The organism is Gammaproteobacteria bacterium (assembly GCA_015709695.1).
Taxonomy (GTDB): Bacteria; Pseudomonadota; Gammaproteobacteria; order Steroidobacterales.
Genome location: CP054183.1, coordinates 914585 through 939435, shown reverse-complemented (window position 1 = coordinate 939435; position 24851 = coordinate 914585). Strand labels below are relative to the sequence as shown.

General features: G+C 68.7%; 20 protein-coding genes. 10 read left to right on the top strand and 10 right to left on the bottom strand.

The window, feature by feature from the left end; genetic code table 11:
* Positions 1 to 2: 2 nt before the first annotated feature.
* Positions 3 to 2357 carry a DNA translocase FtsK 4TM domain-containing protein gene (locus HRU81_04340; GenBank protein QOJ33278.1) on the bottom strand — a complete coding sequence of 785 codons (2355 nt, stop codon included), beginning with the start codon at positions 2355 to 2357 and terminating at the stop codon, positions 3 to 5.
* 175 nt (positions 2358 to 2532) lie between these two features.
* On the opposite strand from HRU81_04340, the gene trxB reads away from it, so the two are divergent.
* The 4 genes from trxB to infA all read left to right on the top strand — a co-directional run bounded on the left by trxB (position 2533) and on the right by infA (position 5685).
* A complete protein-coding gene (trxB, locus tag HRU81_04335) occupies positions 2533 to 3480 on the top strand; it encodes a thioredoxin-disulfide reductase (protein QOJ31391.1) in 948 nt (315 codons plus the stop codon).
* Positions 3481 to 3553: 73 nt separating this feature from the next.
* Positions 3554 to 4696: an N-acetyltransferase gene (locus HRU81_04330; protein QOJ31390.1), complete on the top strand. Its 1143-nt coding sequence runs from the start codon at positions 3554 to 3556 to the stop codon at positions 4694 to 4696.
* The gene (locus tag HRU81_04325) at positions 4693 to 5421 is read left to right on the top strand and encodes a leucyl/phenylalanyl-tRNA--protein transferase (protein QOJ31389.1); all 729 of its coding nucleotides are present in this window, start codon (positions 4693 to 4695) and stop codon (positions 5419 to 5421) included. Before HRU81_04330 ends, HRU81_04325 begins: the two co-directional genes overlap by 4 nt.
* A 45-nt stretch (positions 5422 to 5466) precedes the next feature.
* Positions 5467 to 5685 (top strand): translation initiation factor IF-1, encoded by a 219-nt coding sequence (gene infA, locus HRU81_04320; protein ID QOJ31388.1) that lies wholly within the window; start codon positions 5467 to 5469, stop codon positions 5683 to 5685.
* 40 nt (positions 5686 to 5725) lie between these two features.
* Here the strand turns inward: infA and clpA are convergent, their stop codons facing one another.
* Together clpA and clpS are read right to left on the bottom strand one after the other, a co-directional pair.
* Positions 5726 to 8005: an ATP-dependent Clp protease ATP-binding subunit ClpA gene (clpA, locus tag HRU81_04315; GenBank protein ID QOJ31387.1), complete on the bottom strand. Its 2280-nt coding sequence runs from the start codon at positions 8003 to 8005 to the stop codon at positions 5726 to 5728.
* A 7-nt stretch (positions 8006 to 8012) separates the two neighbouring features.
* A complete protein-coding gene (clpS, locus tag HRU81_04310) occupies positions 8013 to 8348 on the bottom strand; it encodes an ATP-dependent Clp protease adapter ClpS (protein ID QOJ33277.1) in 336 nt (111 codons plus the stop codon).
* 360 nt (positions 8349 to 8708) lie between these two features.
* On the opposite strand from clpS, the gene gspC reads away from it, so the two are divergent.
* From gspC to HRU81_04285, 5 genes are all read left to right on the top strand, one after another.
* Positions 8709 to 9731 carry a type II secretion system protein GspC gene (gene gspC / locus HRU81_04305; GenBank protein QOJ31386.1) on the top strand — a complete coding sequence of 341 codons (1023 nt, stop codon included), beginning with the start codon at positions 8709 to 8711 and terminating at the stop codon, positions 9729 to 9731.
* A gap of 13 nt (positions 9732 to 9744) precedes the next feature.
* Positions 9745 to 11823 carry a type II secretion system secretin GspD gene (gene gspD / locus HRU81_04300; protein ID QOJ31385.1) on the top strand — a complete coding sequence of 693 codons (2079 nt, stop codon included), beginning with the start codon at positions 9745 to 9747 and terminating at the stop codon, positions 11821 to 11823.
* Positions 11824 to 11854: 31 nt separating this feature from the next.
* Positions 11855 to 13357 (top strand): type II secretion system ATPase GspE, encoded by a 1503-nt coding sequence (gene gspE / locus HRU81_04295; GenBank protein ID QOJ33276.1) that lies wholly within the window; start codon positions 11855 to 11857, stop codon positions 13355 to 13357.
* A 30-nt stretch (positions 13358 to 13387) separates the two neighbouring features.
* Entirely contained in the window at positions 13388 to 14602 is a 1215-nt protein-coding gene (gene gspF, locus HRU81_04290; protein QOJ31384.1) for a type II secretion system inner membrane protein GspF, read from the top strand.
* 74 nt (positions 14603 to 14676) lie between these two features.
* Entirely contained in the window at positions 14677 to 14994 is a 318-nt protein-coding gene (locus tag HRU81_04285; protein QOJ31383.1) for a hypothetical protein, read from the top strand.
* Positions 14995 to 15015: 21 nt separating this feature from the next.
* On the opposite strand, the gene HRU81_04280 is transcribed toward HRU81_04285, so the two are convergent.
* The 4 genes from HRU81_04280 to lexA are packed head-to-tail and all read right to left on the bottom strand — an operon-like array spanning position 15016 to position 20939.
* Positions 15016 to 18222: an error-prone DNA polymerase gene (locus tag HRU81_04280; protein ID QOJ31382.1), complete on the bottom strand. Its 3207-nt coding sequence runs from the start codon at positions 18220 to 18222 to the stop codon at positions 15016 to 15018.
* Positions 18116 to 19660: a DNA polymerase Y family protein gene (locus HRU81_04275; GenBank protein ID QOJ31381.1), complete on the bottom strand. Its 1545-nt coding sequence runs from the start codon at positions 19658 to 19660 to the stop codon at positions 18116 to 18118. The genes HRU81_04280 and HRU81_04275 overlap by 107 nt, the downstream gene beginning before the upstream one ends.
* Before the next feature lie 6 nt (positions 19661 to 19666).
* The gene (gene imuA / locus HRU81_04270; protein ID QOJ31380.1) at positions 19667 to 20311 is read right to left on the bottom strand and encodes a translesion DNA synthesis-associated protein ImuA; all 645 of its coding nucleotides are present in this window, start codon (positions 20309 to 20311) and stop codon (positions 19667 to 19669) included.
* Between the two features lie 16 nt (positions 20312 to 20327).
* A complete protein-coding gene (gene lexA / locus HRU81_04265) occupies positions 20328 to 20939 on the bottom strand; it encodes a repressor LexA (GenBank protein ID QOJ31379.1) in 612 nt (203 codons plus the stop codon).
* 395 nt (positions 20940 to 21334) lie between these two features.
* On the opposite strand from lexA, the gene HRU81_04260 reads away from it, so the two are divergent.
* Entirely contained in the window at positions 21335 to 21646 is a 312-nt protein-coding gene (locus HRU81_04260) for a hypothetical protein (protein QOJ31378.1), read from the top strand.
* Positions 21647 to 21716: 70 nt separating this feature from the next.
* On the opposite strand, the gene HRU81_04255 is transcribed toward HRU81_04260, so the two are convergent.
* From HRU81_04255 to plsX, 3 genes are read right to left on the bottom strand one after another with little or no spacing between them, the layout of a single operon-like run.
* The gene (locus tag HRU81_04255) at positions 21717 to 22781 is read right to left on the bottom strand and encodes a L,D-transpeptidase family protein (protein QOJ31377.1); all 1065 of its coding nucleotides are present in this window, start codon (positions 22779 to 22781) and stop codon (positions 21717 to 21719) included.
* A gap of 55 nt (positions 22782 to 22836) precedes the next feature.
* A complete protein-coding gene (locus tag HRU81_04250; GenBank protein ID QOJ31376.1) occupies positions 22837 to 23808 on the bottom strand; it encodes a ketoacyl-ACP synthase III in 972 nt (323 codons plus the stop codon).
* Positions 23809 to 24819 carry a phosphate acyltransferase PlsX gene (gene plsX, locus HRU81_04245; GenBank protein ID QOJ31375.1) on the bottom strand — a complete coding sequence of 337 codons (1011 nt, stop codon included), beginning with the start codon at positions 24817 to 24819 and terminating at the stop codon, positions 23809 to 23811.
* Between the last annotated feature and the right edge of the window lie 32 nt (positions 24820 to 24851).

Here is a 24851-nt window from a genome sequence, read left to right as displayed (position 1 = left end):
CCTCAGGCTTCGGGCGGCGGCGGCGCCAGGACTTCGCGGAAGCCATTGGATTGCAGCGGCCCGACCAGCCCCGCCTGCTCCATGGTTTCGACGAGGCGCGCGGCGCGGTTGTAGCCGATCTTCAGGCGGCGCTGGATGCCGGATACCGAGGCGCGGCGCGTCTCGGCGACGATCTGCACGGCCTGGTCGTAGAGCGGATCCGCCTCGCCATTGCCGTCATCGCCACCGGTCGCCGGCTCGCCCGGCAGCCCGGGGATCGGCGTCGACGGCCCTTCGAGGACCTCGTCGAGGTACTGCGGGGTCCCGGAGCCCTTGAGCTGGCCTGCGACGCGGTGGACTTCCTGGTCGGAGACGAAGGCGCCGTGCACCCGCAGCGGTGCGGCCGTCCCCGGCGCCATGAACAGCATGTCGCCGTGGCCGAGCAGGCTTTCGGCACCGCCCTGGTCGAGGATGGTGCGCGAATCCACCTTGGCCGAGACCTGGAAGGCGATGCGGCAGGGAATGTTGGCCTTGATGAGGCCGGTGATGACGTCCACCGACGGGCGTTGCGTGGCGACGATCATGTGGATGCCGGCGGCGCGCGCCTTCTGCGCCAGCCGGGCGATCAGTTCCTCGACCTTCTTGCCGACGATCATCATCATGTCGGCGAGCTCGTCGATGATGATGACGATGAACGGCATGGGCTGCAGCGGCTCGGCCTTCGCCGGCACGCCTTCGGCGGTGTTGGGCGGGAACGGATCGGGGATGGTCTCGCCCTTCTCCTGCGCGGTGCGGATGCGACGGTTGTAGCCGGCGATGTTGCGCACGCCGAGTGCCGCCATCAGCCGGTAGCGCCGGTCCATCTCCACGACGCACCAGCGCAGCGCGTTGGCGGCGTCCTTCATGTCCGTCACCACCGGGCAGAGCAGGTGCGGGATGCCCTGGTAGACCGAGAGCTCGAGCATCTTCGGATCCACCATGATGAGGCGCACTTCCTCGGGCTTTGCCTTGTACACGAGGCTCAGCACCATGGCGTTGATGCCCACCGACTTGCCCGAGCCGGTGGTACCGGCGATCAGCAGGTGTGGCATGCGCTGCAGGTCGGCCACCACCGACTTGCCGCTGATGTCCTTGCCCAACGCCAGCGTCAGCGGCGAGTTCATCTCCTCATACGCCTTGGAGCGCAGGATCTCGCCCAGCGTCACCAGCTCGCGGGTCTCGTTGGGGATCTCCAGTCCCACGGTCGACTTGCCGGGGATCACCTCGACCACCCGCACGCTGACCGCCGACAGCGAACGGGCGAGGTCCTTGGCGAGGCCGCTGATCTGGCTGACCTTGACGCCCGGTGCGGGATTGAGCTCGAAGCGCGTCACCACCGGGCCGGGATGCACCGAGACCACCTCGACCTCGACGCCGAAGTCGCGCAGCTTCATCTCCACCAGCCGCGACATGGCCTGCAGGCCCTCCGTGGAGTAGCCCGGCGCCTGTTGCGGCGGATCATCGAGCAGCGACAGCGGCGGCAGCTCGCCCGGCATGGTCTGCTCGAACATCCGTACCTGGCGTTCCTGCTGCACGCGGGCGCTGGGCTCGGGCGGCTTGACCACCGGCTCGATGCGCGGGGGCGGCTTCTTCGCCACCTTCTTGCGCTCGGCGCGCACCACTTCCTGGCGCTGCTCCTGGGCCTGCTTCATGTCGGCCCGCTCGCGGAGCTGCCGCACGAGGCTGCGCAGGCGGTCGAAGCCGTCGAGGACCAGGCGGCCGGTGGCATCCATCAGCGCCAGCCAGGACAGGCCGCTGAAGATCGAGACCCCGGCCAGCCACAGCGACAGCAGCAGCAGCGTGGCGCCGGTACTGCCGAGGCTCCCTGCCAGGCCGGTGCCGACCAGTTCACCGAGTGCGCCGCCGGCCGACTGCGGCAGCGAACCCGCGGCGAAGTGCAGGGTGCCGAGCCCGCAGCTGGTGAGCAGCGTCAGCAGGAAACCGGCGAGGCGCGTGCCGAGGACGACGCGATCCAGCGGCCCGGGGAGCTTGCGCATGGTGAACACCAGCCAGCCGGCCAGGGCCGTCATGGTGGGCAGCAGATAGGCCGGGCCACCGAAGAAACTGAAGGCGAGATCGGCAAACCACGCGCCGCCGGAGCCGATCTGGTTGTGGACGGACGAGCCGCTGCCGGTGTTGCTGAAACCGGGATCACGGGGGTCGTAGCTGAACAGCGCCACCAGCATGATCAGCGCGAGCGCACCCAGCACCCACAGGGCGGACTCCCTCAGGGCATTGCCCGCGGGACCTGCCGGAATGCTGTCGCCGTCGAGACGGGCTGCTTTGCTCACAGGGGATTTCACAACAACAACGGGTGACCGCTCCTGCGCCAGAAGCAGTCGCGGGTCATCATAGCAGCAAGTCCCCGGAGGGTTGAACTCTCGCCCGGACGCATGCCGGCAGGCACTTGGCCCATTGCGGCATTCTTCCCTACACTACCGCGCCGGGCGGCACGCCCGCCCCGGATCCACCCGCGGCAGCGCGCTGCACAACCGTCACCCGAAGGATTGCCCGATGGCCGACGCCCAGCACGCCCGACTCCTGATCCTCGGCTCCGGCCCCGCAGGCTACACGGCCGCGGTCTATGCGGCACGGGCCAACCTCGAGCCGCTGCTGGTCACCGGCATGGAGCCGGGCGGCCAGCTCATGAACACCACCGAGGTCGACAACTGGCCAGGCGGTCCCGATGGGCTGCAGGGCCCGCAGCTCATGGAGCAGCTGCGCGAGCATGTCTCCCGCCTCGGTGTCGAAATGGTCTTCGACCACATCCGCGAGGCAGACCTGGGCGGCCGGCCCCTGCGCCTCAGGGGCGGCGAGCGCGAGTACACCGCCGACGCCCTGATCATCGCCACGGGTGCATCCGCGCGCTACCTCGGGCTGCCCAGCGAGACGGCCTATCGCGGCCGGGGTGTCTCCGCCTGCGCCACCTGTGACGGATTCTTCTATAAGGGCCGCGACGTGGCCGTGGTCGGCGGGGGCAATGTCGCGGTGGAGGAAGCCCTGTATCTCGCCAACCTCTGCAACCGCGTGACGCTGATCCACCGTCGCGACAGCCTGCGGGCGGAGAAAATGCTGCAGGACCGGCTGCTGGCCCGTGCCCGCGACGGAAACATCGACATCCTCTGGAACCACGAGGTCGCCGAGGTGCTCGGTGACGAGGCCGGCGTCAACGGCCTGCGGCTGCGGGACACCGGGGGCGCCAGCCGCGAGCTCGCCGTCCATGGCTTGTTCATCGCCATCGGCCACGACCCCAACACCGGCGTGTTCACTGGCCAGCTCGCCATGAACAATGGCTACATTACGGTGCGCTCCGGCCTGCACGGCGGCGCCACCGCCACCAGCGTGCCGGGCGTGTTCGCCGCCGGGGATGTGGCCGATCACGTCTACCGGCAGGCCATCACCTCCGCCGGCTCGGGCTGCATGGCCGCGCTCGACGCCGAGCGCTACCTCGATTCGGCCTGACGTTTGACAGCTCGCGGATCCGCGCCGACGCTGTGGGCCCAGGCCACCCGGGCGGTGGATCATCGGACAAGACGTGCAGCTGCAGATCCTCGAGAGCGTCAGCGCGACCACCGCCGCCGAATGGAATGCGCTGGAGCACGGCGGCCAGCCGTTCCTGCGCCATGAGTTCCTCGCGGCGCTCGAGGACAGCGGCTGCGTGGGCCCGGCAACCGGCTGGACGCCGCGCCATGTGGTTGCCCGCGATGCAGCAGGCCGGCTGGCGGGCGCCCTGCCGCTGTACCGCAAGACGGATTCCTGGGGCGAGTTCGTCTTCGACTTCGCCTGGGCCGATGCCTACCGGCGCGCGGGGCTGCGCTATTTCCCGAAGCTGGTGGCGGCGGTGCCGTTCACGCCCGCCACCGGGCCACGCCTGCTGACCGCAGCGGGGACGGACCGCCCGGCCGTGGCTTCGGCACTGCTCGATGCCGCACTGGAGCACGCGCGCGAGACCGGGGCCTCGTCCCTGCACGTGCTGTTCCCCGACGGTGACGAAGCCGCCAGCCTCGGCAGACGCGGACTGCTGGTGCGCAAGGACTGCCAGTTCCACTGGCACAATCGCGGCTACGGCAGCTTCGATGACTTCCTCGGGCAATTCACCGCCGAGAAGCGCAAGAAGGCCCGGCGTGAACGGCGGCGCGTCGCCGAAGCCGGCATCCGCTTCCGCATCCAGGACGGCGGCGACATCGACGCGCCGCTGTGGGACGCGATCATGCCGCTCTACGCCAGCACCTTCTGGCGCCGCGGCCGCGAACCCTATCTCAACGAGGACTTCTTCCGCCGCGTGGCACGGGCCCTGCCCGGGCAGATGCTGGTCGTGCTGGCAATGCTGCACGAGGCGCCGGTCGCCGTGGCCATCCTGTTCCGCAGCGCCGATACCCTGTACGGCCGCTACTGGGGCAGCTCGGGGGATTACCACAGCCTGCACTTCGAGACCTGCTATCACCAGGGCATCGAGTACTGCATCGCGCATGGGCTGCAGCGCTTCGAGCCGGGCACGCAGGGCGAGCACAAGATCGCCAGGGGCTTCGAACCCGAGGCGGTATGGTCGGCGCACTGGCTTTCGGACCCGCGCTTTTCGGCGGCGATCGATCGCCACCTGGAGCGCGAGCGCGAGCACATCGACGGGTACATCGACGTGGTGCAGGACCACGTGCCCTTTCGCAGGGAGCTGCCATGAAGCGCGGCGCGCGCCTCGCGTGGCTGGATCCGGGCGACCCGCCCGATGCCTTTCCCGATGCCGCCCGTGCCCTCGAACAGCCCAACGGGCTGCTGGCCGCGGGCGGCGACCTCGCCCCGGAGCGGCTGCTGGCAGCCTACGGCCGCGGCATCTTTCCCTGGTTCAGCGCCGGCGAGCCGATCCTCTGGTGGAGCCCCGATCCGCGCGCGGTACTGCGGCCTGGCGAACTGCATGTCTCCAGGCGCCTCGCGCGGACCCTGCGCAGCGGCCGCTTCACGGTATCGGTGGACCAGGCATTCGGCGAAGTCATCCACGCCTGCGCCGCCACCCGCGGCGAGTCGGCAACCTGGCTGACGCCGGAAATGATCGACGCCTATTGCCGGCTGCATGAGATGGGGGTGGCCCATTCGGTGGAATCCTGGTCGGCGGGACGGCTGGCCGGCGGCGTCTACGGCATCAACCTCGGCAGCGTGTTCTTCGGCGAGTCCATGGTGAGCCTGCTGCCCGATGGCTCGAAGGTCGCCATGGTGAAGCTCGCGGCACTGGCGACCGGTCTCGGCATCCACCTCATCGACTGCCAGGTGCCCAACCCGCACCTGATGCGGCTCGGCGCCGTGCTCATGCCGCGAGAGGAGTTCCTGGGTCTCATCGGCCGCGGGACGCGGGAGGCGCCGGTCCGGCGCCTGCGCGCCGAAGCCGCCGGCCCCGTTCCCTTGCGCCCATAGGCAAGTTCTTGCACAATCCGCCCGCCCCCGATACCGGAAGCCCCAATGCCGAAAGAGGAAGCCCTCCAGCTGGATGGCGTCGTCACCGAGACCCTGCCGAACACGACCTTCCGCGTGAAGCTCGACAACGGCCATGTGGTGACGGCACACATCTCGGGCAAGATGCGCAAGAACTACATCCGCATCCTCACCGGCGACCGCGTCACCGTCGAGCTGACGCCCTACGATCTCACCAAGGGCCGCATCACCTACCGCGAACGCTGAGCTTCCCGGGGCAATCCCCGCGGATCGGCACCGTGCGACTTCAGCCAGGCTCGGCGAGATGCGCCAGCTTCCTGGTGTTCGGCAGTGACCTCAGGCCGAGCTGGCCATCATCGTCCAGCACGATGCGCACATGCCCGCCATTGGCCAGGTCGCCGAACAGCAGGTGTTCGGCCAGTGGCCTCTTGATGTGCTCCTGGATGACGCGGGCCATGGGTCGCGCGCCCATGGCGGGGTCGTAGCCCTTTTCCGCCAGCCAGTCGCGCGCCTCGGGGTCGAGTTCCACCGTCACGTCGTTGCGCTCGAGGGCCGCCTCCAGCTCCATGACCATCTTGTCCACGACGCGCAGGATCGCCTCGCGGCCGAGCGGCTTGAACTGGATGATGGCATCGAGGCGGTTGCGGAATTCCGGCGAGAACAGCCGGGTCAGCGCCACCATGCCATCGGTGGCGTGGTCCTGGCGGGTGAAGCCGATGGAGGCGCGGCTCATCTCCTGGGCACCGGCATTGGTGGTCATGACGATGATGACGTTGCGGAAGTCGGCCTTGCGGCCGTTGTTGTCCGTCAGCGTGCCGTGGTCCATGACCTGCAGCAGCAGGTTGAACACCTCGGGATGCGCCTTCTCGATCTCGTCGAGCAGCAGCACCGCATGGGGATTCTTGCTGATGGCCTCGGTCAGCAGGCCACCCTGGTCGAAGCCGACGTAGCCGGGCGGCGCGCCGATCAGGCGCGACACGGTATGCCGCTCCATGTACTCGGACATGTCGAAGCGGATCAGCTCGATGCCAAGGCAATGCGCCAGCTGGCGGGTCACCTCGGTCTTGCCCACTCCCGTGGGTCCGGAGAACAGGAAGGCGCCGACCGGCTTCTCCGGTTCGCGCAACCCGGAGCGCGCCATCTTGATGGCCGAGGCCAGTGCCTCCACCGCCTGGTCCTGGCCGAAGATGACCAGCTTGAGGTCCCGCTCGAGGTTGCGCAGCTGGTCGCGGTCGGATGCCGAGACGCTCTTCGGCGGGATGCGCGCGATGCGCGCCACCACCTTCTCGATCTGCCCGACGTCCACCACGTTGCTGCGCGTCTCCTCCGGCTCCAGGCGCATGCTGGCGCCCGCCTCATCGATGACATCGATGGCCTTGTCGGGCAGCTGCCGCTCGTTGATGTGCCGCGCGGACAGTTCCGCGGCCGACGACAGCGCCTCGTCCGTATAGCGCACGCCGTGGTGCTCCTCGAAGCGCGACCTCAGGCCCTTGAGGATCTCGACCGTCTCCGGCACCGATGGCTCGGGCACGTCGATCTTCTGGAAGCGCCGCGCCAGGGCATGATCCTTCTCGAAGATGTGCCGGTACTCGCGGTAGGTAGTCGAGCCGATGCAGCGCAGCTCGCCGTTGGCCAGCACCGGCTTGATGAGGTTGGAAGCGTCGAGCACACCTCCCGAGGCGGCACCGGCGCCGATCACCGTATGGATCTCGTCGATGAAGAGGATCGCGCCCGGGTTCTTCTTCAACTCGTTGATGACGCCCTTCAGGCGCTTCTCGAAATCGCCGCGGTACTTGGTGCCCGCGAGCAGCGCGCCCATGTCCAGCGCATAGATGGTGCAGTCCTTGAGCACCGGCGGCACCTGGCCGTCGACGATCATCTTCGCCAGGCCCTCGGCCAGCGCGGTCTTGCCGACACCCGCCTCGCCCACGTAGAGCGGGTTGTTCTTCCTGCGGCGGCAGAGCACCTGGATGGTGCGCTCGATCTCCGCCTGCCGCCCGATGAGCGGATCGATACGACCCTCCGCCGCGCGGCGATTGAGGTTCGACGCGTAGTTCTCCAGGGCACTGCCTGCCGGATCGCCGTCACCCTCCTCGGCCTCTGCACCGCGGGCGCCCGTGCCGCGGCGCTCGCCGAACTTGGCGAGCCCGTGGGAAATGAAATTGACCACGTCCAGGCGCGCGACATCGTGCAGGCCCAGCAGGTAGACGGCGTGCGACTGCTTCTCGCCGAAGATGGCGACCAGCACGTTCTCGCCCTTCACTTCTTTTTTGCCGCTGGACTGCACGTGGAACACGGCCCGCTGCAGCACGCGCTGGAAGCCCAGGGTGGGCTGCACGTCCTGGTCGCTCTCTCCCTTGAGGCGCGGGGTCGACTGGTCGGTGAACTCCTCGAGCTCACGGCGCAGGCGCTCCATGTCGGCACCGCAGGACTTGAGGATCTCCGCCACCGACGGGATATCGAGGATGGCCAGGAGCAGGTGCTCCACGGTCATGTATTCGTGACGATTCCTGCGGGCCTGTTGAAAGGCCTCGTTCAGGCAGTATTCCAGTTCGCTGCTCAGCATGCCCGCCTCACGTTTCCTCCAGCGTACACAGCAGCGGATGCTGGTGCTGCTGTGCGTACGAAGTGACCTGCGCGACCTTGGTTTCGGCGATCTCGTAGGTATACACGCCGCAAACGCCCTTGCCCTTGGTGTGCACCTCGAGCATCACCCGCGTCGCCTTGGGCCGGTCCATCGAAAAGATGCGCTCCAGGATCTCCACCACGAATTCCATCGGCGTGTAGTCGTCGTTGATCAGCACCACGCGGAACAGCGGCGGCCTCTTGAGCTTCGGCCGGGCCTCCTCGACAGCCAGACCACGCCCGTCTTCCGGCCGGTTGCCGGGTGGATTGCCTTCACTGGCCATGGCGGAGTTGGTGAACATCGACAGCCTGCACGACAGCGACCATATTACCGCCGGGAAGCGCGACATCGATGCATCCCGGGGCGGACCGGGCACGACAATATGTATACCATCCGCCCGGCGGCCGGACCGTGCGACATCGCACGGCAACCGCGCGGTCGCCGGTGCTTCACTGCGGCTGGCGCGTGACCCGGTCTCCTGCTGATCCCGCGCGTGAAGTCCCGACGCCATCCCGATGCCCCGCCAAAGGAAATCCCCGCCTTCTACGCCCTTACCCCAAGCCCTTGATTATGCTAATTTGCGGTCTCCCGGGCGCGGACTGCGCCGGCCCGGTCCTTCCTGTTGCATGCCCGTGGAGCATCATTGAACCTCGCCGAAACCATGCAGCGCTGGACCGCGCAGAGCCCCGAGGCCCTCCTTGGCCGCGCCAGCGAGACGCTGCCATTCTGGGTGTCGCTGCTGCTGGTGATCGGTATCGGTTACTACTGCGCCCGGCTCATCTGGTTGCTGGTTCCCGGCCCCGCTCCGGCCGCGTGGACACCACCGCCACCGGTTGCTGCGGCGGCCCCGGCCGCGTCGGCCGGCAGCGGTCCGGGTGCCTATGCTGCCGTCGGTGCCGCCCACCTTTTCGGGCAGGCTGCAGCCGAACCCGCCCCGGGCCTCGCCAATGCCGCCAACGCACCGGAGACACAGCTGCAGCTGCAATTGCGCGGCGCGGTCGCCGCCCTCGACGAGCGTTTCGCCCATGCCATCATCGCCGACAGCGCCGGCAACGAGAAGGTGTATTTCATCAAGGACCCGCTGCCGGGCGGTGCGGTCCTGCAGCAGGTGCAGGCCGACCGCGTGATCCTCAGTCGCGGGGGCGCGCTCGAGGCCCTTCTCCTGCCGCGCCTCTCCACCGGCGGCAGCGCGGGCGGGCCGCGCACCCAGGCACCGCAGCCACTGGCGCGCCGGCCGGCCACGCCGTCGATGCAGGAAGCCGTGTCGCAGAATGCGGCGACCATCACCGAGATCATCCGGCCGCAGCCCTTCATGCCGAACGGCGAGCTCAAGGGCTACCGGGTGTATCCCGGCCGCAACCGCGAGCAGTTCGTGGCCCTGGGCCTGAAGCCTGGGGACCTCGTCACAGAAATCAATGGCATGGCCCTCAATAATCCCGCGCAGGCCATGGAGACCTTCCGTTCCCTGGCCAACACGACCCAGGTCACGGTGACCGTCGATCGCGATGGCCAGTCCCAGACGCTGACGCTGGATTCCAGCCAGGTGGCAGCGGCCGGCGAGGGGCCGGCCGGCGGGGCCGCGAGCGCCGCCGCACCCGGGGCCGCCACGACACCCGCAGCAGCGGGCCAATCCGATGCCACGCCGGCCGCGGCGGGCCAGCAGTAGTGTGGACAGGCGCATGCGCAGGATTTCGGGGTTGACGCGGGTGATGCAGCAGCTGGTCGCGCTGGCCGTGGCGCTCGCCCTGGTCTCGGGCCCCGTGGCCGCGCAGCAGGCACAGGGCGCCATCACACCCAACTACAAGGATGCGGACATCCGCCAGGTGATCGAGGCGGTCGGTGCCGTGACTGGCAAGAATTTCGTGCTCGATCCGCGCGTCAAGGCGCAGGTGACGATGCTGTCATCGGCGCCGATGACGCCCGATGCCTTCTACGAGGCATTCCTCTCCATCCTCGCGGTCTACGGTTTCATCGCCGTGCCGTCGGGTAACGTCGTGAAGATCCTGCCCGATGCCAACGCCCGGCAGGTTCCCGGCGCGGAAATCGGCCCGGGCGGCGGCCGTGATGCCGACGACATGGTGACGCGCATCCTGCCGGTGCGGAACGTGGCGGCAGCGCAGCTGGTGCCGATCCTGCGGCCGCTGATCCCGCAGTACGGCCACCTCGCCGCGCACCCGCCGTCCAACATGCTCATCATCTCCGACCGTGCCGCGAACGTCGAACGCATGCAGCGCATCATCGAGCGCATCGACACGGAGAGCACCTCGGACATCGAGGTGATCCGGCTGGAGAACGCCTCGGCGGCCGAAGTGGTGCGGGTGATCACCACGCTCGGGCAGGGCGCCAAGACCGAAGGTGGCGCCGCACCTACGGCCACCATTGTCGCTGACGAGCGCACCAACAGCGTGCTGGTGAGCGGCGACAAGACCGAGCGGCTGCGCCTGCGTACCCTGGTGGCCCACCTCGACACGCCGCTGCAGGAAGGCGGCGACACCCGCGTGCGCTACCTGCGCTACGCCGAGGCGAAGGACCTGGCCACCAAGCTGCAGGCCCAGTACCAGAAGCAGGGCGGTGGTGGCCCCGCCGCGGCGGGCGCCAATGCCGCACCGCCCACGGAGCGTGGCGAGGTCAGCATCTGGGCCGATGAGTCCACCAATGCGCTCATCATCACCGCCCCCCCCAAGGTCATGAAGGCGATGATGGCGGTGATCGACAAGGTCGACATCCGCCGCATGCAGGTACTGGTGGAATCGCTGATCGTCGAGGTCAGCGCCGACAAGGCTTCCGAACTCGGCGTGAACTGGGCCGTCGGGGACTCCAATCTGGAGAACATGGCCGGCGTCACCCGATTCGACCTGCCGAACACGGGCGGCGGCGGCATCATCGGCCTGGCCGCCGCAGCCAAGAGCGGCGAGACGGCGGCCATCGGCGCCGCCATCGGCAAGGGCCTGAACATGGCCGTGGGCAAGGTGCAGGACTCGGGCACCAGCTTCGCCGCGTTGATCAATGCCCTGGCCTCGGATGCCAACACCAACATCGTCGGCACGCCGGTCCTCGTGACCATGGACAACGAAGAGGCCGAGATCAAGGTGGGCCAGGAGGTGCCATTCGTCACCGGCCAGTTCACCAACACCGGGGCCACGGGCGGCACCACCAGCGTGAATCCATTCCAGACCATCCAGCGCGAACAGGTCGGGCTGACCCTCAAGCTGACGCCGCAGATCAACGAGGGCGACGCCGTGCTGCTGAAGATCGAGCAGGTCCTCTCCGCCCTGGCCGCCAATGTCCGTGGCGCCGCCGACCTGGTCACCACCAACCGTTCCATCACCACCTCGGTGATCGTCGAGGACGGCGGCACGCTGGTGCTCGGCGGCCTGATCCAGGATGACCTCACCGAGCAACAGCAGCGGGTGCCGATCCTCGGCAGCATTCCCCTCCTCGGTCAGTTCTTCCGCGTGGACAGCACCACGAAGAAGAAGACCAACCTGATGGTGTTCATCAAGCCGACCATCCTGCGCGATGCCTCGCAGGCCGCCTTCGAGACCAACTCGAAGTACAACTTCGTGCGCAACCAGCAACTCGCCCTCAACCCGGACAAGGTGCGGCTGATGCCCGGCGAGTCCCGGCCCATGCTGCCGCCCGTCGCACCGGCGGCCCCGCCCGCGCTGGACCTGCGCCAGTTGCGACTGGACGCCGCGCCGACCTCCGGCCAGGCCGCTCCCGAAACCGATGGCAACGCCGGCCAGCCAGCTCCCTGACGACGTGACGCTGGAGTTGCCGGCAGCCCCGATGCCGGCAGCGCCGGCCGGCACGACTGCCGGGAACGGCCTGCGGCTGCTGCCGTTTCCCTTTGCCAAGCGCCATGGCGTGCTGGTGCTGGGCTGCGAGGACGGCCACGCGCAGGTTCTCGCCCGCCCGGGCGTGCAGCCGCTGGCCATTGCCGAAACCCGGCGCTTCCTGGGCATGCCGCTCGCCCTGCGACGGGTGGGCAGCGAGGAATTCGACGCCCGCCTCCAGGAAACCTACGAGCGCGAGTCCAGCTCGACCATGCAGATGGTCGAGGGACTGCGCGACGACACCGACCTGCTGCAGGTCGCGCAGCAGCTGCCGGAGCCGTCGGACCTGATGGAGAGCGATGACGACGCGCCCATCATCCGCCTCATCAATGCGGTGCTGACCGCGGCGGTGAAGGAAAACGCCTCCGACATCCACATCGAGCCCTACGAGAACCGCCTGGTCATCCGCTTCCGCGTCGATGGCGTGCTGCGCGAGGTGCTGCAGTCGCGACGGGCGGTGGCGCCACTGGTGGTGTCCCGCATCAAGGTCATGTCGAAACTCGACATCGCCGAGAAGCGCCTGCCCCAGGACGGCCGCATCTCGTTGCGCGTGGCGGGCCGCGCCGTCGACGTGCGCGTCTCCACCATGCCATCCGGCCACGGCGAGCGCGTGGTGCTGCGGCTGCTGGACAAGCACGCCGGGCGCATCGACCTCGACAACCTCGGCATGGACCCGGCGACGCAGGACACCATCGACGAGCTCATCCACAAGCCGCACGGCATCATCCTCGTCACCGGGCCCACCGGCTCGGGCAAGACCACCACACTGTATGCGGCGCTCGAGCGCATCAACGACAACACCCGCAACATCATGACCGTGGAGGATCCCATCGAGTACTACATCGACGGGATCGGCCAGTCGCAGGTCAACACCAAGGTGGAGATGACCTTTGCCCGCGGCCTGCGCGCCATCCTCCGCCAGGACCCTGATGTGGTGATGGTCGGCGAGATCCGCGACCTCGAAACCGCGGAGATCGCCGTGCAGGCGAGCCTCACCGGACACCTGGTGCTGTCGACGCTGCACACCAATACGGCCGTGGGCGCGGTGACCCGCCTGCGCGACATGGGCATCGAGCCCTTCCTGCTCTCCTCGAGCCTGGTCGGCGTGCTGGCCCAGCGCCTGGTGCGCATGCTCGATCCCGATGCGCGCCAGCCCTACACCGCGTCGGAGTATGAATGCCGCGTGCTCGGGGTCGATCCCGGGAGCCCCCCCACCCTGTACCGGCCGCGGGATGACGTGCCGGGCAGCAACGGCTACAAGGGACGCACCGGCATCTACGAGCTCGTCACCATCGACGACGAGCTGCGCACCATGATCCACGACGGCTCGGGCGAACATGAGCTCGAGCGCCACGCCCGCACCCGCAGCCCCAGCATCCGCGACGATGGCCTGAAGAAGGTCCTCGCCGGCGTGACCACGCTGGAGGAAGTCCTGCGGGTGACGCGCGCCAACTAGCCGCCGGGCACGCCGGACCGGCAACGGCCCATGGGAGCCTTCGAGTACACCGCGGTCGACAGCGGCGGGCGCGAGACCCGCGGCGTCATCGAGGGCGACACGCCGCGACAGGTCCGGCAGCTGCTGCGCGAGCGCAAGCTGCTGCCGCTGACGGTCGCCGAGGTGGCCCAGCGGGAAGCGACGCGGCAACGCTCCTTCACGCTTCGGCCGTCCATGACCGCGGCAGACCTCTCGCTGGTGACGCGCCAGCTGGCCACCCTGGTGCAGTCATCCCTGCCGCTGGAGGAGGCCCTGCTGGCCGTGGCGGAGCAGACCGAGTCGCCGCGGGTGAAGAGCATCCTGCTCGGGGTGCGCTCCAAGGTCATGGAAGGCCACACCCTGGCCGATGGCCTCGGCGACTTTCCCAAGGCCTTCCCGGAGATCTACCGGGCCACCGTGGCCGCGGGCGAGCAGTCCGGCCATCTCGATGCGGTGCTGGAGCGCCTCGCCGACTACACGGAGAGCCGCCAGGAACTGCGGCAGAAGCTGCAGAACGCGATGATCTACCCCGTGGTGCTCACCAGCCTCGCGCTGCTGATCGTGGGCGGCATGCTGGTCTACGTGGTGCCCAAGGTGGTGTCGGTCTTCGCCAGCACCGGCAGCGAGCTGCCGGTGCTGACCCGTGCGCTGATCGCCGTCAGCGACTTCCTGCGCGGCTACGGCCTGTTCCTCGCCGTCGGCATCGCCTTCCTCGCCTGGGGAGCGAGGCGGCTGCTGCAGCAGCCCGGGCCCCGCCGCCGCTGGCACCAGACGCTGCTGCGCCTGCCGGTGATCGGCCGCCTGACGCGCGGCTTCAACACGGCGCGCTTCACCCGCACGCTCAGCATCCTCACCGGCAGCGGCGTGCCGGTGCTGGAAGGCCTGCGCATCGCCGCCGAGGTCGTCACCAACCTGCCGATGCAGTCCGCGGTGCAGGATGCGGCAGCACGCATCCGCGAAGGTGCCCCCATCGGCCGCTCGCTGGCAGCCAGCGGCCACTTCCCGCCGATCTGCATCCACCTGATCTCCAGCGGCGAAGCCAGCGGCGAGCTCGAGGCCATGCTGGCCCGCGCCGCAGCCAACCAGGAAAAGGAAGTGGACGGCCTGATTTCCGCGCTGATGGGCCTGCTGGAACCCGCGCTCATCGTCACCATGGGAGCCATCGTGCTGATGATCGTGCTGGCGATCCTGCTGCCGATCTTCCAGATCAACCAGCTCATCAGCTGAGCGTACGCGGGGCTATTGCCAAGCTGCGGAAATCCGATTATATAGCCGCCAATCAGCGCAGCCTGGGACGTCATGTGAGGAAGGCCAAGACAGTCAAGAACCCTCCGGCAAGCCGGCCGGAAGTCGAGTCCGAGCCGGAGGGCGACCAGCGGGTCGACGACGCTGACGCCGAAGGCGATGGAGAAGCCGGCAGGACTGCAGGATCCACCGACAACGTCGGTGACATCTCCGTCGAGGTGAACGTCGAGGATCTCATCGCGCAGATCGAGACCGAGAACAAGGGCGGGCTGGCACCCGACGGCTCGGCACGTCGCAAGATCGAGGACATCCTCGAGGAGAAGCGCGTGGCAAAGGAGATCATGGATCTCGAGGACTTCGACATCGGCGACTGACGGCAGGCTGGCCGGCCTGCATCAGTGGAAGTCACGACTGCGCACCGCCAGCTTCCCGAGCAGCGGACTGTGATCCTCCAGGCTGCCGGCGATCACGTGCAGCACGTCACCCTCCCGCTGCAGCCTTCCCCACACACCCATGAGCATCGCCCGCAGCAGCACACGCCGCTGCCGCAGCACCAGCCGTCCCCGGACGATGACGTTGACCTGCCCGGTTTCGTCCTCGAGGGTCACGAACACGACCCCGCCGGCGCTGCCGGGACGCTGCCGCGTGATGACCAGGCCCGCCGCATGGACCAGGCTGCCTGACTCCAGGCTCCAGAGTCCGGCGGCGCTCACCACCGCCTCGCGGGCCAGCCGTGCGCGCAGCAGCGCCAACGGATGGCGTCCCAGCGTCAGGCCGGTGCTGGCATAGTCGGCAACGATGTCCTGGCCCTCGCTCGGCCTGGGCAGCAGGGGGATGCCCTCGGCGACCTGCGGCCTCGGCCACAGTGGCAGGGGCGGCTCCGTGCCGGCCACGCTCCAGGCAGCGCGGTGGCGATGGCCGGCGATGGCCGCCAGCGCGCCACAGGCGGCCAGCGCATCCAGCTCGCGCCTGCCGATGCCGGCACGTGCGGCGAGATCCTGCACGCTGGCGAAGCGCTCCGTCCCGCGCGCCGCCACCAGCCCCAGGGCCGACGCCGCGGACAGGCCGCGGGCCAGGCGCAATCCCAGGCGCAGCGCCGGTCCCGCCTGCCCGGGCTCCAGTCCGCAGTCCCAGTCGCTGGCATTGACGTCGATGGGGCGGATTTCCACGCCATGGCGACGCGCATCCTGCAGCAATTGCGCCGGCGCGTAGAAACCCATCGGCTGGCTGTTCAGCAGGGCGCAGGTGAAGGCCGCGGGCTCGTGATGCTTCAGCCAGGCGGAGACATATACCAGCAGCGCAAAGCTTGCGGCGTGGGACTCCGGGAAACCGTATTCGCCGAAACCGAGGATCTGCCGGAAGACCTGCCGGGCGAACTCCGGGGCGTAGCCGCGCCGGCGCATGCCTTCCATGAGACGGCGTTCGAAAGGCTCGAGCCCGCCGCGGCGTTTCCATGCCGCCATGGCCCGGCGCAACTCGTCGGCCTCCCCGGGCGTGAAGCCTGCGGCGACGACGGCCAGCTGCATGACCTGTTCCTGGAAGATCGGCACGCCCAGGGTGCGCTCCAGCACCTTCCGCACCTCGGCGCCCGGATAGCTCACCGCCTCCTCGCCATTGCGCCGGCGCAGGTAAGGATGGACCATGTCGCCCTGGATCGGCCCCGGGCGGATGATCGCCACCTCGATCACCAGGTCGTAGTAACAGCGTGGCCGCAGCCGCGGCAGCATGGCCATCTGCGCGCGGGACTCGACCTGGAACACGCCGACGGTATCGGCACGGCTCAACATGGCGTAGACGCCGGGATCCTCCGCCGGCACGCTGGCCAGCGTGAGGTTGCCGCCGCGGCAGGCGTTGACCAGCGCCAGGGCACGGCGGATGGCTGACAGCATGCCGAGCCCCAGGATGTCCACCTTGAGCAGGCCGAGGGCATCGAGGTCATCCTTGTCCCACTGGATGACCGTGCGCTCCGCCATGGCCGCATTCTCGATGGGCACCAGCCCGGCCAGCGGGCCGCGGGAAATCACGAAGCCGCCGACGTGCTGGGACAGGTGGCGCGGAAAACCGATGAGCCCGCGGACCAGGCCCACCAGGCGGCGCACCACGGGACTCGCCGGATCGAGCCCCGCCTCGGCGATGCGCCCGTCGCCGATGTCGCTGCCATCCCACCACTGCATGGCACGGGCCATGCGCTCCAGCTGCGGGCCCGCCATCCCCAGGGCCTTGCCGACATCACGCACGGCACTGCGGGGACCGTAGCTGATCACCGTCGCGGCGAGCGCGGCGCGGTCCCGGCCATATTTTCCATAGATGTACTGGATGACTTCCTCGCGGCGCTCGTGCTCGAAGTCCACGTCGATGTCCGGCGGCTCGTTGCGCTCGCGGGAGATGAAGCGCTCCATCAGCATGGCCATGCGCGCGGGATCCACCTCGGTGATGCCCAGGCAGAAGCACACTGCCGAATTGGCCGCGGAGCCCCGCCCCTGGCAGAGGATGCCGCGCTGGCGGGCATGGCTGACGATGTCGTGCACGGTGAGGAAGTAGGGCTCGTACTGCAGCTCGGCGATGAGCGCCAGCTCGCGGTCGATCTGGCTGCGCAGGCTGGCGCCGATGCCGCCGGGCCAGCGCCGGCCGATGCCCTCTTCCACCAGCTGCCGCAGGTGGCTGGCGGCTGACATGCCGGGTGGCACCAGTTCCCGCGGATACTCGTAGCGCAGCTCGTCGAGGCTGAAGTCGATGCCCGCGGCGATATCCAGGGTGGCGCGCAACAGCTCCGGCGGATAGATCTCGCGCAGGCGTGCCAGTGGCCGCAGGCTGCGCTCGGCGTTCGGCTGCAACCGACCGGCTGCGCCAGCCAGCGTGCTGCCGAGGCGGATCGCCGTGAGCGTGTCCTGCAGCGCGCGCCGGCTGCCGTCATGCATGTGCACGTCACCGGCAGCAACCGCAGGCAGGCCGCAGGCCGTGGCCAGGGCCAGGAGACGGCCAAGCCGGGCCCGGTCGCGGCCGCCGGCAAACAGCCCGATGCCGAGCCAGGCACGCCCCGGGAAGCGCCGGCTCACCCAGGCGGCCTGCGCTGGCGTGGCGGCCTCGTCGGCCAGCCAGATGGCGAGGCAGCCTTCGACACGCTCGGGGAAATCCCCGGGTCCCAGCCGGTAGCTGCCCTTGGGAGCGGCACGCCTGCCGCGGGTGATGAGCTGGCAGATCCCGCCATAGCCGTCCCGGCTGGCCGCCAGCAACACCAGGCGCAGGCCGTCGTCCAGGCGCAGTTCCGTGCCGACGATGAGCTTCAGCCCCAGCTTGCGTGCGGCAACATGGGCACGCACCACGCCGGCGACGGAGCACTCGTCGGTGATGGCGAGTGCCGCATAGCCAAGCGCCGCGGCACGCTCCACCAGCTCGGCGGGATGGGATGCACCCCGCAGGAAAGTGAAATTGCTGATGCAGTGGAGCTCGGCGTAACCGGGCACCGCCTGCAGCCGTGCTGCTTCCGGCACCGGATCACCCGAACAGGCCGTGCAGGTACCAGCGTCCGCTGCGGCGTTCACGAAACACCCACAGCCGCATGCCCCAGCGACTGCGGGCCACGTAGTAATCGCGGCGCACATCGTCGCCGTCCCACCAGCCTGCCTCGATGCGCTCCGGTCCGTCTTCGAGGACCAGGGCTCCATGGAACAGCGGCGTATCCCCGCGCCGGGCCAGGGCCGCCGGCCTGGCCAGGATCCACAGGGGACGCGGGCCGCAGCTCGCAGTGCCTGCGAACGCCGGCCCCGACTCCATGGCATCGACCACCGGCTGCCAGGCCTTCTCGGGGCGGTGCTCGGGACTGGCCCGCAGCCCGTGCACCGCGTGGATGCCGAGACGCAGCCGCAACCGCTCCACCAGTCCGGCCAGCCGTTCGCCCTGGTCGAGCCTCAGGCCGAGCAGGTCTGCTGGCGTCACGGGCTGCAACTCGGCGATGTCGGCCTCCAGTACCAGGGCGACCACGGGCGCGGCCAGGCGCACCGCGGAGAAATGGATGGCCGCCAGTTCGCGCAACTGCGCCACGTCGATGCCGGGCCTGAGCAGGCCGATGCGCAGCAGGCTGTCGCCGGCAGCGTGATGGCGCAGGCGCAGCCACAGGACCCGCGCACCCGCCTGGCGTGGCTGCAGCCGCGCCCGCAGCCTGAGCAGCAGCACCTGCAGGGCTTCGAGCAGCAGCGCACCGTCACGGGTTTCTGCCGGCAGTTCCAGCTCCTCGCGCCAGTGTTCCTCCTGGTGGCGGGCCGGACGCAACTCCGGGCGCCGCCCCAGCGCCTCGTCGATCTCCCGCAGGCACTCCCGGCCGAGCCGGCGTGCGAGGCCATCACGCGGCAGCCGCATGCAGTCACCCAGGTTGCGGACCCCCATGCGCAGCAGGCCGCCGGCTGCTGACGCGGGCCAACCGGCCAGGCTGACGGGAATGTCCGCAAGCATGGCCGGCAGCTGCGCGCTGTCCGTGACCACCCGCCGGTTTCCCGAGCGTGCCAGCCAGAGTGCTGCCCGCGCGGTGGGCGCGATGGCAGCCACGACATCGTGGCCGCGCCCGCTGGCCCCGGATACGGCCGCCTCGAGCAACGCCCCGAGGCCACCGAACAACGCGAGGCTCGAGGCGATCTCCAGCAGCAAGGCATCGCCACCGGGATCCACGTTGACCAGCGGCGTGAAGCGCGTCATCCAGGCTGACAGGCTGGCCAGGCTGGCCTGCTCCAGGTCCGGCCGGCGCTGCCGGACACCGAGACCAGGCAGCAATGCCAGCGCCGCGTTGAGCGGCATGCCAGGGTGGAGGCCACAGGCGGTGGCGGTCGCGCTGGCCAGCAGGATGACGGGGTTGCGCCTGTCATCAGCCAGGACCGCCTGCGGTGCATCACCCGGCGAAACAACCACCTCCAGCGGCAGTTGCGGCAGATGCAGGCACAGCCAGAGGCGGTGGCTGCCCTGTGCCGGCAGGCCGGCAGCGGCCGCTGCGACCAGCGGCGGGGTTGCAGCCGTGAACGGCAGGGACAGGTTCGGGGAGCGCAGGGACATGGTGCATCAGCCGATGTCTGCGACCACCGTCACCGGTGGCCCGCCCCTGCGCTTGAGAACCTGCAGCCTGGCACGGCCCGTGCCGCACTCTCGCGTGAAACGGATGCGCAGCGGTGCCGGTGATGATGCCCGTCGTGCCCTGGCATCACGAAACAGCAGGACCCATGCATCACCGGGTTCCGCCGCCAGTTGCAGACGCCGCAGCGAAGTCTTTCCTGCGGCACCTGCCCAGCCTGCCACCACGGCACAGCTGCGCGAGCGCAGCGCCTGCTCCATGACCCACAGGGTGTCCGTCTCCTGCTTCGAGTGCACGACCAGGAACCTGGCGGGATCGAGGCCGGCACAGGCCAGCGCAGGCGCGTAGGGAATGTAGGGTGGCGCCACCAGCATGATCTGCCCTGGCACCTCGCCTGCACCCCTTGCCCGGGCAGCCAGTCGCCTCAGTGCCGGCAACAGCAGCGTGAATTCGCCCGTGCCAGGGGCCTCGACGAGGAGTTCGGTCAGCTGCCCGAGCGGCCAGCCGCCGCCGAGGGCATGGTCGAGCCCGGGCCAGCCTGTCGGCAGTCCTGCAGCCGGGTTTGCGGACGCACGTCCCGCCCGCCAGATGCGGGAATCCTGCAGCAACCGGCCAATCGATCCCTGGAATGCCACCGGCCTGCCGCCATTGTCAGGAGAGATGGTTGCGCAACACGCCGACCACCACGCCCTCGATCACCATGGGGTCCTCATGGAGGTCGACGCGGATGGGTTCGAAATCGGGATTCTCCGGGATGAGCCACACCACAGGGCCTTCCTGGCGATAACGCTTGACGGTAACTTCCTCCTCGAGCCTCGCCACCACCACCTGCCCATTGCGCACCTCGGGCGTGCGGCAGACGGCCACGAGATCGCCGTCGAGGATCCCCGCGCCCTGCATGCTCATGCCCTGCACACGCAGCAGGAAGTGCGGCTTTGGACTGAACAGCGATCCATCGATGCGATAGCGGCCCTCGATGTTTTCCTGGGCGAGGATCGGATGACCGGCGGCGACGCGACCGATGAGTGGCAACAGATCCTGGTCGCGCAGCTCACCGCTGAGCTGGATACCGCGGGATGCACCCGGCAGCAGCTCGATGACCCCCTTGCGTTGCAGGGCCCTCAGGTGCTCCTCGGCGGCATTGGCGGAGCGGAAACCCAGTGCCCGGGCGATTTCCGCGCGCGTGGGCGGCATCCCGGATTCGTCGATAAACGACTGTATGAACGAAAGAATTTCAGCCTGACGGGAGGTGAGTTCGGCCATGTCCGGATACCTGTAAATAATCCCAATACTGTGATTATCTACAGTTATTCGGCCAGTGCAAGCCCGGGCCGTTTTGCTGAAGCCTGCCGTGCAACAGCCCTCTCTCGCAACCGCGTTCCGGGCGGGGCACGTCCTGCCCGCTGCCGCCGTCCGGTATCGCCGTCCGCTATCCGTTGCACGACGGTGGCCAACGATGAACCGACATCGACGGCAACACATTCATCGCGATTGCCCGGCGTCTGGCACGGCGTACGCGCAGCCTCGCGGATTGCGAAGCACGCTGGATTCGTTCATCATTATGACCGCTTTGGGGGAGGCTCCAGCAGTTTTCTCCCATGTTTTGGCCGCGGTATTCGCCGCAATCTCGTCAAGATCACCAATCCAGAGGACTTGTGATGAACACAAAGCTCGCAATGAAGGCAGGCGTTGCCGCTCTTGCCCTGATGATGGCAGCCGGCTGCTCGTCGGTTGCAAAGAAGGACTTCGACGCGCTGAGCGCCAAGGTCGACCAGCTGACCCGGGACACCGCGTCCGCCAAGTCTGCTGCCGACGCCGCCAGCGCCGCCTCCAGCGAGGCCGGCCAGAAGGCCGCCGCCGCGCAGAGCACCGCCAACCAGGCCCTGAATGCCGCCAACCAGAGCCAGGCCTGCTGCGACGCCACCAACGAGAAGATCGACCGGATGTTCAAGCGCAGCCAGGCCAAGTAAAGCCTGAGCCATGCAAAAAAGGCCGCAGCGAAAGCTGCGGCCTTTTTCTTTTCCAGCACGCCCGCGCCGGTCACCTGCGCGGGTATTTCACCGCATCGCCGGACCGCCCCGCGGCCGGCTCCCGCTCCGGCGAATTACCGGCAACAGCGCTGCTGACCGCGGTGTCCGCAGCCTGCAGCGGTCCGCCAACCCGTACCGGAATTCCGAGCTTCGCCTGGTACACCGCCTCCACGAGCGGCCAGTCCACCTGCGCCGGACGTCCCTCGGTGGCACGCACGTAGCGCGCCATGAGGTCCGTCATGCCCTGGTCGCCGGCACCGGCATCGCCTTCGAGGTGCGGATGCACTTCCAGGTAAAGGCCATCGGCGGCCCAGCCGAACTTGTAGGGCTGGTTGACGATCTGCACCGGCGCACCGACCGGCACCTGCGGGAACAGCCACTGGATGTCTTCCGGATACATGCGGATGCAGCCATGGGTGACCTGCATGCCGATGCCGACCGGCCTGTTGGTGCCATGGATCAGGTACCCGGTATTGGTCAGACGCATGGCGTAGTCGCCCAGCGGGTTCTTCGGCCCCGGTGGTATGGCGCGCGGCAGGATATCGCCATCGGCGGCATGCTCGGCGCGGATGCTCGCCGGCGGATACCAGGTCGGCTGCGCCTGCTTGGACAGTATTTTGTGCATGCCGATCGGCGTTGCCCAGTCCATGCGGCCGATGCTGATGGGGAAGGTCGCCACCACCGGGCGTCCCTCATCCTTCGTGAAATAGTAGAGCCGGTATTCCGCGATGTTCACCAGCACACCCTGGCGCGTGCCTGCCGGCAGCACGTAGCGGGTCGGCAGCAGGATCTCCACGCCCTCGCCAGGCAGCCAGGGGTCGACGCCCGGATTGGCACGCACCATGTCCTCGTAGCCGAGGCCGGCACGCCGGGCGATGTCGGTCAGCGTGTCTTCATAGGTCGAGCGGACCGTCGCCAGCGCACCGACCAGGTCGGACCCCGGCTCCAGCGCCAGCGTCTCGGCCCGCAGTGCGGGAGCCGCCAAGCCGATGAGCGCCGCCAGTGCCAGCGCAGCCAGGCGCCAGCGGCGGTAGTCGGCAGCGCAAAGCAGCAAGAATCGCGGTACCAGTCGCATGATGTGATTCTATTGGGGGCACCGGCTGGCAGCCAGTGCACAGGCCCGCCGGTATTCAGAAGCGGATCAGGCAGGCGCCCCAGGTGAAGCCGCCGCCGAAGCCCTCCAGCAGCAGCAGGTCGCCGCGCTTCACGCGGCCATCGCGCACGGCGACATCCAGCGCCATCGGCACCGATGCGGCCGAGGTATTGCCGTGGTCCTGCAGGGTGAGCACGACGCGATCCATCGGCATGTCCAGCCGCCTGGCCGTCGCCTGGATGATGCGCAGGTTCGCCTGGTGCGGTATCAGCCAGTCGATCGCCGAGTGCTGCAGATTGTTGGCGCCGAGCGCTTCCTCGACCAGCCCCTCCAGCGTCTTCACGGCAACCTTGAACACCTCGTTGCCCTTCATGTGGATGAAGGCGCCGGCGTCCTCGCCGAACACCGGGCCCGGCCGCCGCGAGGGACCGTAAGGGTGATACAGCAGGTCCTTGTAGTGGCCATCGGCACCGAGATGGCAGGAAACGATGCCGGGTTCGGCAGCGGGCTTCAGCACCACGGCACCGGCGCCGTCGCCGAACAGCACGCAGGTGGTGCGGTCGCTCCAGTCGGTGATCCGCGAGAGGGTCTCGGCACCGATCACCAGGGCGCATCGCGCCTGCCCGGTGGCGATGAAGCGGTCGGCGATGCTGAGCGCGTAGATGAAGCCGCTGCAGGCCGCCTCGACGCTGAACGCCGCGCAACCGCGGATGCCCAGCCGTTCCTGCAGCAGGCAGCCGACATTGGGGAACACCACGTCGGGCGTGGTCGTGCCGACCACGATGAAATCGATTTCCGACGGGGTGACGCCGGCCGCCTCCATGGCGCGTCGCGCAGCCTGCTCGGCCAGGTCCGTCGTGGTCTGCGTCTCGGCGGCAATATGCCGGCGCTCGATGCCGGTGCGATCGCGGATCCACTCGTCGGTGGTATCCACCATCTTCTCGATGTCCTGGTTGGTCAGGATGCGCTCGGGCAGATAGCGTCCGGTACCGGCGATGCGCGAGTACATCTAGCTGGCCTGTTCCTGGAGGAGCCTGCGGATCTGGTCGGGCACCTGCTTGGAGACCTCGATCATCGCCGTGTGGATGGCCTGGCGGTAAGCCACCTTGTCGGCGCCGCCGTGGCTCTTGATGACGATGCCGTCGAGGCCCACCAGGCTGGCGCCATTATAGCGGCGCGGGTCGAGCCTGTTGGCGAGCGAGCGCAGCACCGGCAATGCCACCAGCCCCGCGAGCCGGCCGTAAATGCCGGAGCGGAACTCCTGCCGGAGGAAGTGGCGCACCAGGCGGGCCGTGCCCTCCATCGACTTCAGCGCGACATTGCCGGTGAAGCCGTCGCAGACTACGACATCGGCACGCTGGTCGGGGATGCGGTCAGCCTCGATGAAGCCGACGTAGTTCAGGGGGCTTGCCGCCAGCAGCGCCGCTGCCTGCTTGACGGTCTCGTTGCCCTTGATCTCCTCTTCGCCGATGTTGAGGAGCGCAATGCGCGGGTACTCGATGTTCTCGATTCCCGTGGCCACCACCGAGCCCATGACCGCGAACTGGAACAGGTGCTGCGGCGTGCAGTCCGAGTTCGCGCCGAGATCGAGCATGTAGGTGCGGCCGTGGATGGTGGGCACCGGGACCATGATGGCCGGGCGGTCGATGCCGGGCAGGGTCTTGAGGACGAAGCGGGCGGTCGCCATGAGGGCGCCGGTGTTGCCGGCGCTGACGCAGGCATCGGCCTGGCCGGCCTTCACCAGGTCGATCGCCACGCGCATGGAAGAGTCTTTCTTCTTGCGCAGGGCGTCGGCCGGATGCTCGTCCATGCCCACGACCTGGCGGGCGTCCTGCACGGTCACGCGCGAGGCAATGTCGCCGAGGTCCTGGACGTAGGGATCGATGACCTCGCGCTGCCCGACGAAGATCAGGTGGAGGTCCGGGTGGTGGCGCAACATCGCCAGCCCGGCGGGAACGCACACCGCTGCGCCCTGGTCGCCGCCATGGGCATCCAGCGCGATGGTAACGGGCCTAGACAAGGCTTGCCCTCAGGCCGTATCGCGTCGATGAA

What these genes read in the sequence shown, in the direction of transcription:
- clpS (QOJ33277.1), bottom strand. Translation starts at nt 8,348, where the DNA reads ATGGCCAGTGAAGGCAATCCACCCGGCAACCGGCCGGAAGACGGGCGT.
- HRU81_04280 (QOJ31382.1), bottom strand. Translation starts at nt 18,222, where the DNA reads ATGTGCGCCGCGATTACTACGTGGCCCGCAGTCGCTGGGGCATGCGGC.
- gspD (QOJ31385.1), top strand. Translation starts at nt 9,745, where the DNA reads ATGCGCAGGATTTCGGGGTTGACGCGGGTGATGCAGCAGCTGGTCGCG.
- lexA (QOJ31379.1), bottom strand. Translation starts at nt 20,939, where the DNA reads ATGGCCGAACTCACCTCCCGTCAGGCTGAAATTCTTTCGTTCATACAG.
- gspF (QOJ31384.1), top strand. Translation starts at nt 13,388, where the DNA reads ATGGGAGCCTTCGAGTACACCGCGGTCGACAGCGGCGGGCGCGAGACC.
- infA (QOJ31388.1), top strand. Translation starts at nt 5,467, where the DNA reads ATGCCGAAAGAGGAAGCCCTCCAGCTGGATGGCGTCGTCACCGAGACC.
- HRU81_04325 (QOJ31389.1), top strand. Translation starts at nt 4,693, where the DNA reads ATGAAGCGCGGCGCGCGCCTCGCGTGGCTGGATCCGGGCGACCCGCCC.
- HRU81_04260 (QOJ31378.1), top strand. Translation starts at nt 21,335, where the DNA reads ATGAACACAAAGCTCGCAATGAAGGCAGGCGTTGCCGCTCTTGCCCTG.
- clpA (QOJ31387.1), bottom strand. Translation starts at nt 8,005, where the DNA reads ATGCTGAGCAGCGAACTGGAATACTGCCTGAACGAGGCCTTTCAACAG.
- HRU81_04250 (QOJ31376.1), bottom strand. Translation starts at nt 23,808, where the DNA reads ATGTACTCGCGCATCGCCGGTACCGGACGCTATCTGCCCGAGCGCATC.
- gspE (QOJ33276.1), top strand. Translation starts at nt 11,855, where the DNA reads ATGCCGGCAGCGCCGGCCGGCACGACTGCCGGGAACGGCCTGCGGCTG.
- HRU81_04255 (QOJ31377.1), bottom strand. Translation starts at nt 22,781, where the DNA reads ATGCGACTGGTACCGCGATTCTTGCTGCTTTGCGCTGCCGACTACCGC.
- trxB (QOJ31391.1), top strand. Translation starts at nt 2,533, where the DNA reads ATGGCCGACGCCCAGCACGCCCGACTCCTGATCCTCGGCTCCGGCCCC.
- HRU81_04275 (QOJ31381.1), bottom strand. Translation starts at nt 19,660, where the DNA reads ATGTCCCTGCGCTCCCCGAACCTGTCCCTGCCGTTCACGGCTGCAACC.